General features: G+C 65.5%; 14 protein-coding genes. 12 read left to right on the forward strand and 2 right to left on the reverse strand.

Going from position 1 to position 14,846, the window contains the following annotated elements; all coding sequences use genetic code 11:
• Positions 1 to 4 precede the first annotated feature (4 nt).
• The 6 genes from hisE to P0R31_RS17665 all read left to right on the forward strand — a co-directional run bounded on the left by hisE (position 5) and on the right by P0R31_RS17665 (position 5,091).
• A complete protein-coding gene (gene hisE, locus P0R31_RS17640) occupies positions 5 to 409 on the forward strand; it encodes a phosphoribosyl-ATP diphosphatase (protein ID WP_275515160.1) in 405 nt (134 codons plus the stop codon).
• A 46-nt stretch (positions 410 to 455) separates the two neighbouring features.
• Entirely contained in the window at positions 456 to 1,058 is a 603-nt protein-coding gene (locus P0R31_RS17645; RefSeq protein WP_275515162.1) for a YqaA family protein, read from the forward strand.
• A gap of 47 nt (positions 1,059 to 1,105) precedes the next feature.
• A complete protein-coding gene (locus P0R31_RS17650; RefSeq protein WP_275515163.1) occupies positions 1,106 to 1,645 on the forward strand; it encodes a hypothetical protein in 540 nt (179 codons plus the stop codon).
• A gap of 30 nt (positions 1,646 to 1,675) precedes the next feature.
• Positions 1,676 to 3,076 carry an aspartate ammonia-lyase gene (locus P0R31_RS17655; protein WP_275515164.1) on the forward strand — a complete coding sequence of 467 codons (1,401 nt, stop codon included), beginning with the start codon at positions 1,676 to 1,678 and terminating at the stop codon, positions 3,074 to 3,076.
• Positions 3,077 to 3,326: 250 nt separating this feature from the next.
• Entirely contained in the window at positions 3,327 to 4,295 is a 969-nt protein-coding gene (locus tag P0R31_RS17660) for an NAD(P)H-dependent flavin oxidoreductase (RefSeq protein ID WP_275515165.1), read from the forward strand.
• Positions 4,296 to 4,317: 22 nt separating this feature from the next.
• Positions 4,318 to 5,091 (forward strand): thioesterase family protein, encoded by a 774-nt coding sequence (locus tag P0R31_RS17665; RefSeq protein WP_275515166.1) that lies wholly within the window; start codon positions 4,318 to 4,320, stop codon positions 5,089 to 5,091.
• A 370-nt stretch (positions 5,092 to 5,461) separates the two neighbouring features.
• Here the strand turns inward: P0R31_RS17665 and P0R31_RS17670 are convergent, their stop codons facing one another.
• The gene (locus P0R31_RS17670) at positions 5,462 to 7,024 is read right to left on the reverse strand and encodes an AMP-binding protein (protein ID WP_275515167.1); all 1,563 of its coding nucleotides are present in this window, start codon (positions 7,022 to 7,024) and stop codon (positions 5,462 to 5,464) included.
• Between the two features lie 108 nt (positions 7,025 to 7,132).
• Between P0R31_RS17670 and P0R31_RS17675 the strand changes: the two genes are divergently transcribed.
• The 4 genes from P0R31_RS17675 to P0R31_RS17690 all read left to right on the forward strand — a co-directional run bounded on the left by P0R31_RS17675 (position 7,133) and on the right by P0R31_RS17690 (position 10,097).
• Positions 7,133 to 8,098 (forward strand): NAD(P)H-dependent flavin oxidoreductase, encoded by a 966-nt coding sequence (locus tag P0R31_RS17675; protein WP_225156687.1) that lies wholly within the window; start codon positions 7,133 to 7,135, stop codon positions 8,096 to 8,098.
• 136 nt (positions 8,099 to 8,234) lie between these two features.
• On the forward strand, positions 8,235 to 8,483 hold the full coding sequence (locus P0R31_RS17680) for a hypothetical protein (protein ID WP_036021252.1): 249 nt from the start codon (positions 8,235 to 8,237) through the stop codon (positions 8,481 to 8,483).
• 133 nt (positions 8,484 to 8,616) lie between these two features.
• Complete coding sequence (locus tag P0R31_RS17685) at positions 8,617 to 9,330, forward strand: hypothetical protein (RefSeq protein ID WP_275515171.1); 714 nt, start codon at positions 8,617 to 8,619, stop codon at positions 9,328 to 9,330.
• Between the two features lie 89 nt (positions 9,331 to 9,419).
• The gene (locus P0R31_RS17690) at positions 9,420 to 10,097 is read left to right on the forward strand and encodes a hypothetical protein (protein WP_275515172.1); all 678 of its coding nucleotides are present in this window, start codon (positions 9,420 to 9,422) and stop codon (positions 10,095 to 10,097) included.
• Positions 10,098 to 10,156: 59 nt separating this feature from the next.
• Here the strand turns inward: P0R31_RS17690 and P0R31_RS17695 are convergent, their stop codons facing one another.
• Complete coding sequence (locus P0R31_RS17695) at positions 10,157 to 11,713, reverse strand: winged helix-turn-helix domain-containing tetratricopeptide repeat protein (protein ID WP_275515173.1); 1,557 nt, start codon at positions 11,711 to 11,713, stop codon at positions 10,157 to 10,159.
• A gap of 397 nt (positions 11,714 to 12,110) precedes the next feature.
• Between P0R31_RS17695 and P0R31_RS17700 the strand changes: the two genes are divergently transcribed.
• Positions 12,111 to 13,472, forward strand: a complete 1,362-nt coding sequence (locus P0R31_RS17700; protein ID WP_275515174.1) for a class-II fumarase/aspartase family protein — start codon at positions 12,111 to 12,113, stop codon at positions 13,470 to 13,472.
• A gap of 113 nt (positions 13,473 to 13,585) precedes the next feature.
• Positions 13,586 to 14,845, forward strand: a complete 1,260-nt coding sequence (locus P0R31_RS17705; protein WP_275515176.1) for an aminopeptidase — start codon at positions 13,586 to 13,588, stop codon at positions 14,843 to 14,845.
• Position 14,846: the final 1 nt, after the last annotated feature.

The raw sequence follows: 14,846 nt of genomic DNA on the forward strand, positions 1-14,846 counted from the left end.
TACCATGAGTGATTCGCTTGAGCGGCTATATCTGGCTGTGCTCGCGGCCAGAGACCTTGATCCGGCAACATCGCGCACGGCCCGGCTGTTTCAGCGTGGGCCCTCAAAAATGGCAAAGAAGCTGGCCGAAGAGGCCATCGAAGTCGTCATCGATGCGGTCAATGGCGATAGCGAGGCCGTGATCCGGGAAAGCGCGGATCTGCTCTACAATCTCACCGTGCTGTGGGCTTCGGCCGGCGTACGCCCCGAGGACGTCTGGCGGGAAATGACGCGGCGGGAGGACATGCTCGGAATTGCCGAGAAACTGCCGAAGGCGCCGGCGAAATTGCCCAAAGTTGCGTCACCGCGCATGGCCTCGCGGCGGCCTATTGTCGCGCTCGACGGCCGCGCCGCGCGCAAGCGCCACTAGAAACGTCACAAATCGCTCAAAAACTGGCGATGGACAAATCCGTCCCATGGTGCTTCATCGCGGCGCCATGCTGAAACGTATCTACGACTGGTGCATCGACGCCGCCCACAAGCCCTACGCGCTCTGGATCATGGGCATCGTCTCCTTCGCCGAAAGCTCCTTCTTTCCGGTCCCGCCGGATGTGATGCTGATTCCGATGTCGCTGGCGCGTCCGCAGCGCGCCTGGCTCTACGCGGCGGTCTGCACCGTGACCTCGGTGCTCGGCGGCGTCGTCGGCTACGCCATCGGCGCGCTGCTGTTCGACTCGGTCGGCCAGTGGCTGATCCAGGTCTACGGCCTCGCCGACAAGGTCGACGCCTTCCGCGCCTCCTATGCGGAATGGGGTGCGGTCATCATCCTGCTCAAAGGACTGACGCCGATCCCCTACAAGCTCGTCACCATCACCTCGGGCTTTGCCGGCTACAACATCCTCCTGTTCGTCCTGTGCTCGATCGTCGCGCGCGGCGGACGCTTCTTCGTCGTCGCGATCCTGCTCAACCGCTACGGCGACTGGATCCGGGTCAGGATCGAGCGGCATCTCGGATTGTGGGTCGCGCTCGGCGCGATCGTGCTGGTGCTCGGCTTCGTTATCGCCATCAAGCTGATCTAGAGCCGCGGCGCTTTGCCGCCGCGCCGGCTTCGGCTACGGTTGTCGTCATGATGGTTCGATCCGGCAATCCGGCGGCGCGGCATGGGACGCTGATGTCGACAGCACTGCTGGTGCTGCTCGCTGCCGGAGGGACGGCCCGGCCGCAATCCGCCGCGCCGGCGCTCGGCCTTCAGCAGCAGGGGGCGCAGGCCGGCCCGTCGCCATCGACGCCCGCTCCCTCGGCGCCGCCCGCGCGCGAGGAGAATCCCGGGCTGATCAACGAAATGGGCAAGCTGTTCGACAAGCTGCCTTCGATCCTGCCGCCGATCAAAAGCCCCAGTGAAACCATGGACGACCTGTCGCGGCTGGCCAAGCCCTCGACCATGGTGTCGGGGCGCGTGATCTGTCCGGTCTCTGCGAACGGCGCGCCCGACTGCAAGCAGGCGGCCGACCAGCTCTGCCAGGGCAAGGGCTACAAGGAAGGCAAGAGCCTGAACGCCGACTCCGCGGAAAAATGCTCGGCCAAGGTCCTGATCCCGGGCCGGCAACGTAAACCGGACGACTGCCGCACCGACACTTTCGTGACCAGCGCGCTGTGCCAGAACTGAAGGCCGGCGCGCGAGAACCAAGGAGCGCCCATGAGCCGCACGGAGCAGGACTTCCTCGGACAGCGTGAGATCGCCGACGACATCTATTACGGTGTCCAGACCATCCGGGGTAAGGAGAACTTCCACATCACCGGCATTCCGATGAACCAGGAGCCTTACTTCGTGAAGGCGCTTGGTTACGTCAAGAAGGCCGCCGCGATGGCCAATCGCGACCTCGGCGCGATCGATGCCAAGGTCGCGGACGCCATCATCCTCGGCTGCGACCGCGTCATCGCGGGCGACATGATGGATCAGTTCGTCACCGATTTCATCCAGGGCGGTGCCGGCACGTCGACCAACATGAACGCCAACGAGGTGATCGCCAACCTCGCGCTGGAATCGCTCGGCTTTGCCAAGGGCGACTACCAGCACGTCAGTCCGAACGATCACGTCAACTACGGCCAGTCGACCAACGACACCTATCCGACCGCCTTTCGGCTGGCCCTGATCCTGCGGCTCGAGAGCTACATGACTGCGTTGCGCCAGCTCCAGGAAGCCTTCTTCGCCAAGGGGCGCGAGTTCGACCGGGTCCTGAAGATGGGCCGCACTCATCTGCAGGACGCGGTGCCGATGTCGCTCGGCGCCGAATTCCGGGGCTGGGGCACCACGATCGGCGAGGAGGTCGACCGCATCTCTGAAGCGCGCGCGCTGCTGCGCGAGATCAATCTCGGCGCCACCGCGATCGGCACCTCCGTCACGGCGGCGGTCGGTTATCCCAAGCTCGCCGTCCGGCACCTCAGTGCGCTCACCGGCGTCGATTTCATCCTCGCCGGCGATCTCGTCGAGGCGACCTCCGACACCGGCGCCTATGTGCAGCTCTCCGGCGTCCTCAAGCGCACGGCCAGCAAGCTGACGAAAATCTGCAACGACATCCGCCTGCTCGCCTCGGGCCCGCGCGCCGGCTTCAACGAGATCAACCTGCCGCAGCTTCAGCCGGGCTCCTCGATCATGCCCGGCAAGGTCAATCCGGTCATTCCCGAAGTCGTGAACCAGACCAGCTTCCTCGTCATCGGCCTCGATACCACGGTGACGCTGGCGGCAAGCGCCGGCCAGCTCCAGCTCAACGTGATGGAGCCGGTGATCTCGTTCGCGCTGTTCTTCTCGATCCGCACCATGGAGCGCGCGGTCAACAGCCTGCGCGAGAATTGCGTCGTCGGCATCACCGCCAACGAGGAGCACACCCGCAACATGGTGCTGAACTCGCTCGGCATCGTCACGGTGCTGAAGCCGCTGCTCGGCTACAAGCAATGCGCCGAGATCGCGCGCGAAGGCTACAAGAGCGGCAAGTCGCTGCACCAGATCGTCGTGGTCGAACGCAAGCTGTTGACGCAGGAGAAGTGGGACGAGATGTTCTCGTTCGAGCGGCTGATCAACCCGGATTTGATCGGGTAGGCGGTCGCTGTCATTCCGGGGCGCGCGAAGCGCGAGCCCGGAATCCATTTCGCCGCGCGTGCTGACGCCCGATGGTTTCCGGGCTCGACGCTCCGCCTCGCCCCGGAATGACGGGTGAGGAATTCCGCTGCTTGGAATTGCGGCAATGGCCTCCGCTGCGGCGCCAAAACGCAATACTTGACAGTGGAAAGATTGCCTTGTTGGTATGGCTCCCAACTTCAATTTGACCGGCTGAGAGGATCGTACCGCAATGTCCATGCCTGCCTTGTTCAAGGGGCGCCTGTCGATCCCCGTGATCGGCTCGCCGCTCTTCATCATCTCGGTGCCCGATCTCGTGATCGCGCAGTGCAAGGCGGGTGTGGTCGGCTCGTTTCCGGCGCTGAATGCGCGGCCGCCGGAGCTGCTGGACGAATGGCTGGCGCGGATCACCGAAGAGCTCGCGGCCTATGACCGCGCCCATCCCGACAGGCCGTCGGCGCCGTTTGCGGTGAACCAGATCGTGCACAAGTCGAACAACCGGCTCGACCACGACATGCAGCTCTGCGCCAAGTACAAGGTGCCGATGATCATCTCCTCGCTCGGCGCCCGCGAGGAGCTGAACCAGGCCGTGCACGGCTGGGGCGGCATCGTCTTCCACGACGTGATCAACCAGAAATTCGCGCACAAGGCGGTCGAGAAGGGCGCCGACGGCCTGATCCTGGTCGCGGCCGGCGCCGGCGGCCATGCCGGCACCATCTCGCCGCTGGCCTTCGTGGCCGAGACGCGAAAATGGTTCGACGGTCCGATCGCGCTGTCGGGTGCGATCGGCAACGGCAAGGCGATCCGCGCCGCGCGCATCCTGGGGGCAGACTTCGCCTATATCGGTTCGGCCTTCATCGCGACCAGGGAGGCCAATGCGGTCGAGAAGTACAAGGAGATGATCGCGGGCTCGAGCGCCGACGACATCGTCTATTCCAATCTCTTCACCGGCGTGCACGGCAATTATCTGAAGCCCTCGATCCTGGCCGCAGGCATGGATCCCGACGATCTGCCGACGTCCGATCCCTCCAAGATGAACTTCGGCACCGACGCCTCCGGCGAGCGCGCCAAGCCGAAGGCCTGGAAGGAGATCTGGGGAAGCGGCCAGGGCATCGGCAGCATCGACAAGGTCGTGCCGGCGGCCGAGCTGATCGCGCGCTTCAAGAAGGAATACGACGAAGCGATCGATCCGCCGTTGTGATCGCACCCAGATCGAGTGCTGCATGCCCCCCATCTACCGCGTCGACGGCAACGACGTCGTCACCAGCCCCGATGCAGCCGGCCCCTGGGATCGGCGCATGCAGCACGGCTCGGCACCGGCATCGCTGGTGACTTGGGCGGCTGAGCGCATCCCTGCGGCGGTGCCGATGGATGTCGCGCGCGTGACCATCGATCTGATGCGCCCGGTGCCGGTGGCGCCGCTCACGATCGCGACCGAGGTCTTGCGCGAGGGCCGCAAGATCCAGCTCTGCGGGATCAAGCTGCTCGCCGACGGCGTGCAGGTGGTCGGCGCCACCGTGCTCAAAATCAGGCGCCAGGCGCTGACGCTGCCCGACGAGGTCGAGGAACTTCCGGTCACGTTGCCTTCGCCGGAGGATTCGTTGGTCGAGGACGGTCACGCCGCCACCAGCCCGTTCGTGCGATCGGTCTCGATGCGAGCCGCGCGCGGCCGCTTCGGCCGGGCCGGCGCCGGCGCGATCTGGTTTCGCGTCGACCATCCGCTGATCGAAGGCGAGGCCGTCTCGCAGGCGATGCGCGCCGTGGTCGCCGCCGATTTCTCCAACGGCACCGCCTCGACGCTCGATTTTCGCGCCTGGACCTACATCAACGCCGACCTCACCGTGAGCTTTGCGCGCCAGCCGGTGGGCGAGTGGATTTTGCTCGACGGTGATTCCTGGATCGGCCCCGACGGCGCGGGCCTTGCGATGTCACGCCTCGCCGACCGTCAGGGCTATTTCGGCCGCGCAGTGCAGAGCCTCGTGATCGAGAAGCGGTGAGAGGCGCTATGTGCGATCAGCCGGGCGATGACACCGATCGTGTGAGAGTTCGCGCATCGCGGGATTGAACGGCAGACTTCCGCCGCCGCGGAAGGGATGCAAGGTCGTGTTCGACCAGGGCATCCTGCCAGTTCACACACTGTAGAAGATCTTGATCCCCCACAGCACCACGATGATGGCCGTGATCAACGTGATCGCGGCGACTGCACTTTCCAGGGAAGCGACTCTCATTTCACTCTCCGCTTCCCAGCCCCGTCAGCGGTCTAGTTGATTCCCTGATTCGCCGGCAATTGCGCGGGCATCGCCGTCGCAGACTCCGTTGCGGGCTGTGGTGCCGAAGCAACAACGACACCGTAGAATTCCGGGGTATTTACCCCACCATCCGGTCCCGCCCGCTCCAGAAGCCCGCACGCAGCGCCTTCTTGTCGACCTTGCCGACGCCGGTCATCGGCAATTGCTTGACGAACTGGATCTGCTTGGGCGCATGCGCCGAGCCCTTTCGCGTCTTGACCAGGTTGATCAGCTCGTCCGGATCGGGCTTCGTCCCTTCGCGCGGGACGACGATGGCGGTGACGGCTTCGCCCCACTTCTCGTCGGGAATGCCGACGACCGCGACCATCGCCACGTCCGCGTGCTGCGACAGCACGTCCTCGACCTCGCGCGGGAAGATGTTGAAGCCGCCCGTGACGATCATGTCCTTCTTGCGGTCGAGGATGAACATGTAGCCGCACTCGTCCTGGCGCGCGATGTCGCCGGTGTGGACCCAGCCGTTCTTCAGCGTCTCGGCGGTGATGTCGGGCCGCTTCCAGTACGCCGCCATCACATGCGGCGCGCGCACGCAGATCTCGCCGGCCTCGCCCGTCTTCACCTCCTGGTCGTTGTCGTCGAGGATCTTGACTTCGCAGGCCGCGATCGGGAAGCCGCAGGACAGGAACAGCTGCGGCCGCTTGGGATCGTGATCGGCCTTGCGCAGCACCGAGACGGGATAGCATTCGGTCTGTCCGTAGAGCTGCGAGAACACAGGGCCGATGCGTTCGATGCCCTCCAGCAGTCGGCTCGGCGACATCGCGGAGGCGCCATAGAGCACAAGCTCGAGCGAGGAGAGGTCGGTCTTGCCGAGCGCGGGCTGATCGAGCAGCACATAGATCATGGTCGGAACGAACAGCGTGAAGTTGATGCGCTCGCGTGCGATCGTTGACAGCACGGCTTCGGGATCGAAGCCTTTCAGCATGTGTACGGTGCCGCCGCGCATCAGGGTCGGCAGCACCTTCGTGCCCGCGACATGGCTGATCGGCGCGACCGTGAGGTAGCGCGCAGCCTCGGGGATCTCGAAGTCGGCCAGGATCGCGCCGGCGGCGCCGGCATTTTCGCGGTGATAGCGCAGCGCGCCCTTGGATTTTCCGGTGGTGCCGCCGGTGTAGTTCAGTGTGGCGAGATCGTCGGAGCCGGCGAGGCACTGTGCGCTGGCGTGGCCCGCACTCTCGACCGCGGCCAGCAGATCGACGCCGTAGCCGGCCGGTCCCATGGTGAAGACCGCCTTGAGCCGGCCGGCCCTCGCGGCGAGCTCGCCGCCGCGGTCGCGGAAGGCGGCCGCATCCACCACCAGCATCTCGGCTTCGGAATCCTCGAGCTGAAACAGCTGGTCCTCCAGCGAGCCCAGAGGGTGGAGCCAGGTGATGCAGAGGCGGGCCAATTGGGCGGCGACGCCGGCGCACCAGCTGTCGGCGCGGTTCGCGGTGAGGAAGGCTACGCGGGAGCCGGGCTGCAAGCCGAGCCGCATGAACACGCCCTGGATCCGTCCGATCAGGTCGATGGCCCCGCGATAGCTCAGCGATCCCTCGGGCCAGGCGAAAGCAATGCGGTCGGGATAGCGCGACAGCGCCCGTAGCGTCTGCGCACAAGCCGGGGATGATGCGTGGAGCGGATCAGGCATATGTTTCCTCGTTGCTTTGTCACCGGCTTGTGGCGTGCCAATGTTGCTGACGACGCTAGCACAGGGACTGCGGGAGGAAACCACAAAGCCCGCGCGAGGGAGGCATGCATGCCATCGGATAGACTGCAACGCTTCCGCGATCGTCTTGCTCTGCCGCTGATCGCGGCGCCGATGTTTCTGGTATCGGGCGTCGAGCTCATGATCGCAGCCTGCCGCAACGGAGTGATCGGCAGCTTTCCCACAGCGAATTGCCGTGGCGCGGAACAGCTCGATGAATGGCTCACCGAAATCAAGCTGCGGCTGCGGCAGCATGAAGATCAAACCGGGCGAAAGGCAGCGCCACTTTGCCCGAACTTGATCGTCCACCGCTCCAATGCGCGGCTGGAGCAGGATCTCGCCGTGCTGCTGCGGCACAAGCCGGAGATCGTCATTACGTCGGTCGGCTCGCCGGCGCCAGTCTTGAAGCCGCTGCACGACGCCGGCGCGCTGGTGCTGGCGGACGTGGCCTCGATCCGCCATGCCGAACGCGCCGCGGAAGCGGGGGCGGACGGGCTGGTCCTGCTCACTGCCGGTGCCGGCGGCCAGACCGGCTGGCTCAACCCGTTCGCCTTCGTCCGTGCGGTGCGCGCATTCTACGACGGCATCATCGTGCTCGCGGGCGGAATCAGCGACGGTCGCGCGCTGCGTGCCGCCGAAGTGCTCGGCTGCGATCTCGCCTATATGGGCACGAAGTTCATCGCGACGCGTGAGAGCATGGCGGACGAGCGTCACAAGCAGATGCTGGTCGAGAGCAGCGCCGACGACATCTTGCTCACCACCGCGTTCACGGGCTTGCAGACCAGCATGCTGAGGCCATCGATCGCGGCCGCCGGGCTCGATCCCGACAATCTGCCGGCGCGCGGCGCGATCAATATCACTGAGGATATCGACGTCGCCGCCCGCGACAGCCGCCCCAAGCGCTGGCGCGATATCTGGAGCGGCGGGCATTCGACCTCGGGTGTCACCGACGTGCTCGCGGTCGAGGATCTCGTTGCGCAGACCATCGCCGAATATCGGGAGGCGGGTGGGCGGTAGCGTCGTCGCCTCTCCCACAGGGGATCGGGCAGGGTTAATCCCGCATCCATCCGGCCCATCCCACTTAACGGCGGATTAACCATCGCCAGCCAAGAATCCCTCTTGTGGCCGCCAATCAGGACGAGAGGGACAGGCGATGGACTTCAATTATCTCAACGGCAAAACGGCTGCGACCCTGGACGAGATCCGCGTCCGCGTCGCCCATGCGCTGGCCCGCCACCCGCTGTGCCGCAACGTCCGGTTTGACATCGTCAGCGTCCCCCGGACCCGCCGCGGCGGCAATTGGACGGTGACGCTGCAATCGGTCGAGCCGCGCGCGGTCTGGGAAGCCTCGGAGATCGTCGCCGACATCCAGGATGCCTATGACCTTGCGGCAGCAGCCTGATTTCGTTGGGGGTTTCCGGGCGATGTCGCCTTAGTCCGCGCGATTGCCGCTGCAATGGCACGGTTCAGCCTTAATTATCGCCCAGTTTCCGAGCAGTGATCACGTGGACTTGAAGTCGGACGCGGAGAGACGTTTGTCCAAAGCCATCACCATCGTCGCGCTGACCTGTTTCCTCGTCCTCGGCGCCGCCACCACCGCCATCCTCGGCCGCGACAGCGTTCCCAGCGTCAGCGCCGAGATGATCGCCGAGACGCCCCCAGCCAAGCCGCTCGCAACCAACCGCGCCGCCAAGGCCGACCGTCTGGTTCCGACGCTCGCGCTGGCCTCGGCCGCGATCGAGCCGGTCCAGGTTGCCGCCGACAAGCTGGCGCAGGCACCGGTCTTGACCGAGCCGCTGCGTCAGGCCTTCGCCGCCGCCACGCCATCCGATTTCCCGATGCCGAAGCCGAGCGCGCACGAGGCGCCCGCCGCGACCGAGGTTCCGGCCATCGAAGTTCCAGCCAAGCCGAAAGTCGTCGCCAAGCCGCAGCCGCAAAAATCCTATTCGCTGCTGTCCGACGTGCAGATCGCGGGCATCAGGGATCGCCTGAAACTCTCCTCGTCCCAGGAATATTACTGGCCCTCGGTCGAGACAGCGCTGCGCAACGTCGCCCGCAAGATCCAGGCGAACAGGCTGTCGAATCCCAATGCGCCGCCCAGCGCGCAGATCGATCCGAATTGCGACGAGGTGCAGCAGCTGAAGTCGGCCGCGATGCCGCTGTTGTTCCAGCTTCGCGACGACCAGAAGGAAGAAGTGCGCAAGCTCGCCCGTCTCATCGGGCTCGAGAAGGTCGCGCAGCAGATCTGAATGAACGCGGTTCCTCGTCGAGGAGCCGCGGCTTGTCAGGAACATCCGGCAATCCCCACGCGTTGCCCGCTCCGAAAGGGAGTGGATGAATGCGCGCTTCGACAGCCTATTTTGTCGGTGCCGGAACCATCGTCGCGGCCATCGCCATTGGTCTCGGTGGCGGCATTGTTGCCGGCAACATCATGAATCCGGTTGCGTCCAAGCAGGGGCCCGATACCAGCAAGGTGGCGCAGCGCGCAGCAACTCCCACGCCGGCGCGCACCAATGCTCCCTCCGAGCGCGTGAACTATCTCACCGGCTCGCAAGCCTTTGGCGCGATGATCGCCGCGCCCGCGCAGGCCGAAGCAAAGCCTGAAGCGGCAAAGCCCGACACCCAAACCACGCAGGCGAATGTCGCACCGGCGCCGCAGCCCTCCCAAGCCGCTGCAGTCGAGCCGCCCAAGCCCGCCGCTGCGCAACAGGCCGCAAAGCCTGCCGAGCAGCAGGCCTCGACCGAGCCATCGGCCTCGTTGAACAACGCTTATGCCAAGGCGAGGGATTCCGATCTGAAGCGCGCCGCGTCCGAACGGCGCCGCGCCGAGCGTCGCGAACGGTGGGGCGAGCGCCGCCAATATTACGAGTCCCGCGAGCCGCGCGGCATGCGCGACCGCACCGATTGGGATGACGTCGCGCGCAACATCCGCGAGGATTCCGATGCGCGCGATGCCGGGAGCCGGCCGCGCGGCGGCTTCTCCCAGTTCAGGCTGTTCGGGCCTGACGACGATTAGCCTGACGCTGCGATCGTGGCTGCAAACGGAGCAGCCGCGCCGGCATCCTGGCGCGACCGTCACGCCAATCCGGCGCGCCGCAGCCCTTCGAGATAATGCGCAAGATCGTCTTCCCGCAGCATCGGCAGCTCGCGCGTGATCCAGGCAAGCGAGACCTCGGGCTGGGCGCGGCGCAGGCCTTCCAGGGCGGATGCCGCGAGGGCGGGATCGCCGAGCATGCCGGCGGCGGCCGTCAGCACGCGGTGGGCGCCGACGAAATCCCCGCGCTGGCGCATCGATTCCCGAGCCATCTGCACGGCGCCCGCGTAGTCGCGGCCGACGAACCGGGCATAAGCCGCAACCCCGCAATAGATTGCCGCGAGCGGGTCGCGCGGGCTCAGCCGCAGCGCGCGGCGGGCGGCGGCATCGCCGTCCTGCCATCGTCCGGCATAGCACAGCGTCACGCCGTGAAAGGCATGCGCCATCGCGAAATTCGGATTGAGCCGCAAGGCCAGCTCGAATTCAGCCAGCGCGTCGTCGAACCGACGGCGGAACAGGTAGGTGTAAGCAAGGCCGTGATGGGCCCAGGCATCCTCGCGATCGGCCTCCACCGCAGCGAGCGCCGCACGTTCGGCGACCGGCACGGTGGCAGCCATGTCGGCCCAGCCCATATGCGCGCCGAAGATATGGCTGGTGGCGAGCAGGCCGAGCGCCTTGCCATAGGCGGGATCGACCGCCACCGCTTCTTCCAGCAGCTTCTGCGCGGCGGCGTTGTCCTCGCGGGTGATGCGCCAATAATGCGACAGCGCGCGCATCACGAGGTCCCATGCATCCAGGCTGCCCGGCGGCTTCTGCTGGGCCCGGAAGCTTTCGGCGGCATAGAGCTGCGGCTCGATGGCGGCGACAATCGCTTCCGTGATCTCGTCCTGCACGGCGAAGATGTCGGCGAGCTCCCGGTCGTAGCGTTCGGCCCAGAGATGGCTGCCGGTCGAGACGTCGTTGAGCTGGGCCGAGATGCGCACCCGTTCGCCGCTCCGCCGCACGCTGCCCTCGACCACGTAGCGCACCCCGAGCTCACGCGCGACCTCGTGGATGTGCACGGCGCGGCCCTTGTAGACGAAGGAGGAGTTGCGCGCGATGACGAAGAACCAGCGCAGCTTCGACAGCGCCGTGATGATGTCCTCGCTGATACCGTCGGAGAAATAATCCTGCTGGACCTCGCCGCTCATATTGGTGAAGGGCAGCACGGCGATCGCGGGCCGCTCCGGCAGCGCGAAGGTGGCCTGGGACGGGCCGATCCGGACCGGCTCCGGCGCGACCGCGCCGATTTGTGTCTGGACGTCGCCGACGAAGCGAAAACCCTTGCGGGTGATGGTGCGGATCAGCGACTGACTCGCGCCATCGTCGCCTATCGCCTTGCGCGCCGCGTTGATCCGGCTGGTCAGGGTGGATTCGGAGACGCTGCGCCCGTGCCAGATCTTGTCGATCAGCTCGTCCTTGCTGACGACCCGGTCGCGGTTCTGCATGAGGTGGACGACGAGGTCGAAAACCTGCGGCTCCACGGCAATGGGAACCTGCTCGCGGCTCAGCTCGCGCCGGTCGGTATCGAGAAGGTGGTCCCGGAACAGAAACTGCACGTCGAAAACTCGGGCCTCATTGCGAAATCGGGCAAACAAACAAAATGAAATTTGGGTCGAAAGATCGTGTGTCTGCCGAAGGGGGCGTTTGGTTCATCGCAATCGCGTGATGGCAGCCATGTGGTTTTCCGAGGGGAATACATCCGCAGCTCGAATGTTGCAGTCGGGGCCGCCGAGATCTCCCACCGCGATCAACCCGTCATGCTGAGGTGCGAGGTGCAGGCTGTGAACCAGCCTCCGAGGCCTCCGCCTCGCTCCGGCACCTCAGGATCACGGGCGATGGCGCGCGCTTGCCGGGCAGGACGAATGTGTGGCGAAGCTGCGAATGTCCATTGCCGAGCTGCGCGGCCTGCGTAAGCTGTCGCCCACACAAAACACCAATCACAAAGAATCGCCCATGCCTGCTTTCCCTGCCGCCACCACTGTGATCGACTCCCTGCTGTTTCGCGACGCCTTCGGCGCGCCTGAGATGCGCGAGGTGTTCTCGGACGTCGCGACGGTCGCACGCTATGCCGAGGTCGAGGTGGCGCTGGCGAAGGCGGAGGCGAAGTGCGGTGTGATCCCACAGGAGGCGGCCGCAGCGATCGCGGCGCGAACCGACATCGGCGCGCTCGACTTCGATCTGCTCAGGCAGGAGACCGATGTCGTCGGCTACCCGATCCTGCCTTTGGTGCATCAGATGGTGAAGCAATGCGGCGAGGCGGGCCGCTACGTGCATTGGGGCGCCACCACGCAGGACATCATGGACACCGCCGTGGTGCTGCAACTGCGCGCCGCGCTCGAGATCGTCGAACGTGACATCGCCGAGCTGCGCAAGATCCTCGCCGATCTGTCGAAGCGTCATCGCGACACTGCGATGGCGGGTCGCACCCATCTGCAGCAGGCGCTGCCGGTGACCTTCGGCTACAAGACCGCGATCTGGCTCGCGATGTTCGATCGCCACGCCGAGCGGCTGGTGCAGCTAAAGCCGCGTGTGCTGGTCGGCCAGTTCGCCGGTGCGGCCGGTACGCTGGCTTCGCTCGGCGACCGGGGGTTCGAGGTGCAGGAGGCGCTCTGTGCCGAGCTGAAGCTCGGCGTTCCCGCCTCGACCTGGCACGTCGCGCGCGACGGCTTTGCCGAAGCCGTGAACTTCCTTGCTCTCGTCACCGGCTCTCTCGGCAAGATCGCGCTCGACATCATGATCATGGCCTCGACCGAATTCGCCGAGGTCTATGAGCCTTTCGTCAAGGGGCGCGGCGCCTCCTCGACCATGCCGCAGAAGCGCAATCCGATCTCCTCGGAGCTGATGCTTGCGGCCTCCAAGGCGGTGCGCCAGCACGCCGGCCTGATGCTCGACGCCATGGTGCAGGATTTCGAGCGTGCCACCGGCCCCTGGCACGCGGAATGGATGGCGATTCCCGAAAGCTTCGTGCTGGCCGCCGGCGCGCTGCACCAGGCGAAGTTCGCGCTCGCAGGCCTCATCGTGGACGAGGCGAAGATGAACGACAATCTCGCCATCAGCCGCGGCCTGATTGTGGCCGAAGCGGTCATGATGGGCCTCGCCCCGCAGATCGGCCGGCAGGAGGCGCACGACGTCGTTTACGACGCCTGCCGTCAGGCCAACGAGAAGGGAATGAGCCTTGCTGACGCGCTATCCGCAGATTCACGGATATCGAGCCGCATCGATCGTGCCACAATCGAGGTGCTCACTTCACCGAAAAATTACCTCGGCCTTGCGCCCGCCATGGTCGACCGGGTGCTGGCATCGGCAACGCGTTGAAAACCAAAATGCGTGAAACTGCGTATCTTTCCAAGGGCGCAAGACGCTCGCATACTTGTGCCCCGCGATGTTAGACTTAAATTGAATGAGCGACTTTCGGCAGAGGGCCCGGCATGACTGATCAACGCATTCCTTCCACCCCCATCGATCCGGCGAAGCTCGACCGGCTGGCCGAGGTGGCGGTGAAAGTGGGCCTGGGCTTGCGGCCGGGACAGGATCTGCTTCTGACGGCGCCCGCGATCGCGCTGCCGCTGGTGCGGCGGATCGCCGTGCATGCCTACAAGGCCGGCGCCGGCCTCGTGACGCCGATCCTGTCGGACGAGGAGATGACGCTGGCGCGCTACCGCCACGGCCACGACAACAGTTTCGATCGTGCCGCCGGCTGGCTCTACGAGGGCATGGCCAAGGCGTTCTCCGACAACACTGCACGGCTCGCCATCGTCGGCGACAACCCGATGTTGCTATCGGGCGAGGATCCTTCCAAGGTGGCGCGCGCCAGCAAGGCCAATTCGATGGCCTATCAGCCTGCGCTGGAGAAGATCGTCAATTTCGACACCAACTGGAATATCATCGCCTATCCGAGCGCGTCCTGGGCGAAGCTGGTGTTCCCGAACGATCCCGAGGACGTTGCGGTCGGCAAGCTCGCAGACGCGATTTTCGCCGCGTCCCGTGTCGATCGCGAGGACGCGATCAGCAATTGGGCGAGCCACAATGCGGTGTTGCGCGAGCGCACCAACTGGCTCAACGGCCAGCGTTTCCGCGCGCTTCAGTACTCGGGTCCCGGCACCGATCTCACCATCGGCCTTGCCGACGGCCACGAATGGGAAGGCGGCGCCTCGCTGTCCAAGAACGGCATCAGCTGCAACGCCAATATCCCGACCGAAGAGGTCTTCACCACGCCGCATTGCCGCCGCGTCTACGGCCACGTCGTGAGCTCGAAGCCGCTGTCCTATCAGGGCACGCTGATCGACAACATCGCGGTGCGGTTCGAGGACGGCAAGATCGTCGACGCCAAGGCCTCGCGCGGCGCCGAGGTGCTGAACAAGGTGCTCGATACCGATGAGGGCGCGCGGCGCCTCGGCGAGGTGGCCTTGGTGCCGCATTCCTCGCCGATCTCGCAGAGCGGGCTGTTGTTCTACAACACGCTGTTCGACGAGAACGCCGCCTCGCACATCGCGCTCGGCCAGTGCTATTCGAAATGCTTCATCAACGGTGCCCAGCTCACGCCACAGCAGATCGCGGCGCAAGGCGGCAACCAGAGCCTGATCCATATTGATTGGATGATCGGCTCGGCCGAGACCGACATCGACGGCATCTTGGCCGACGGCAGCAAGGTGCCCGTCTTCCGCAAGGGCGAATGGGCGAAGTCGTAAT

Source organism: Bradyrhizobium yuanmingense, assembly GCF_029167105.1.
In the GTDB taxonomy this organism is placed as follows: domain Bacteria; phylum Pseudomonadota; class Alphaproteobacteria; order Rhizobiales; family Xanthobacteraceae; genus Bradyrhizobium; species Bradyrhizobium yuanmingense_A.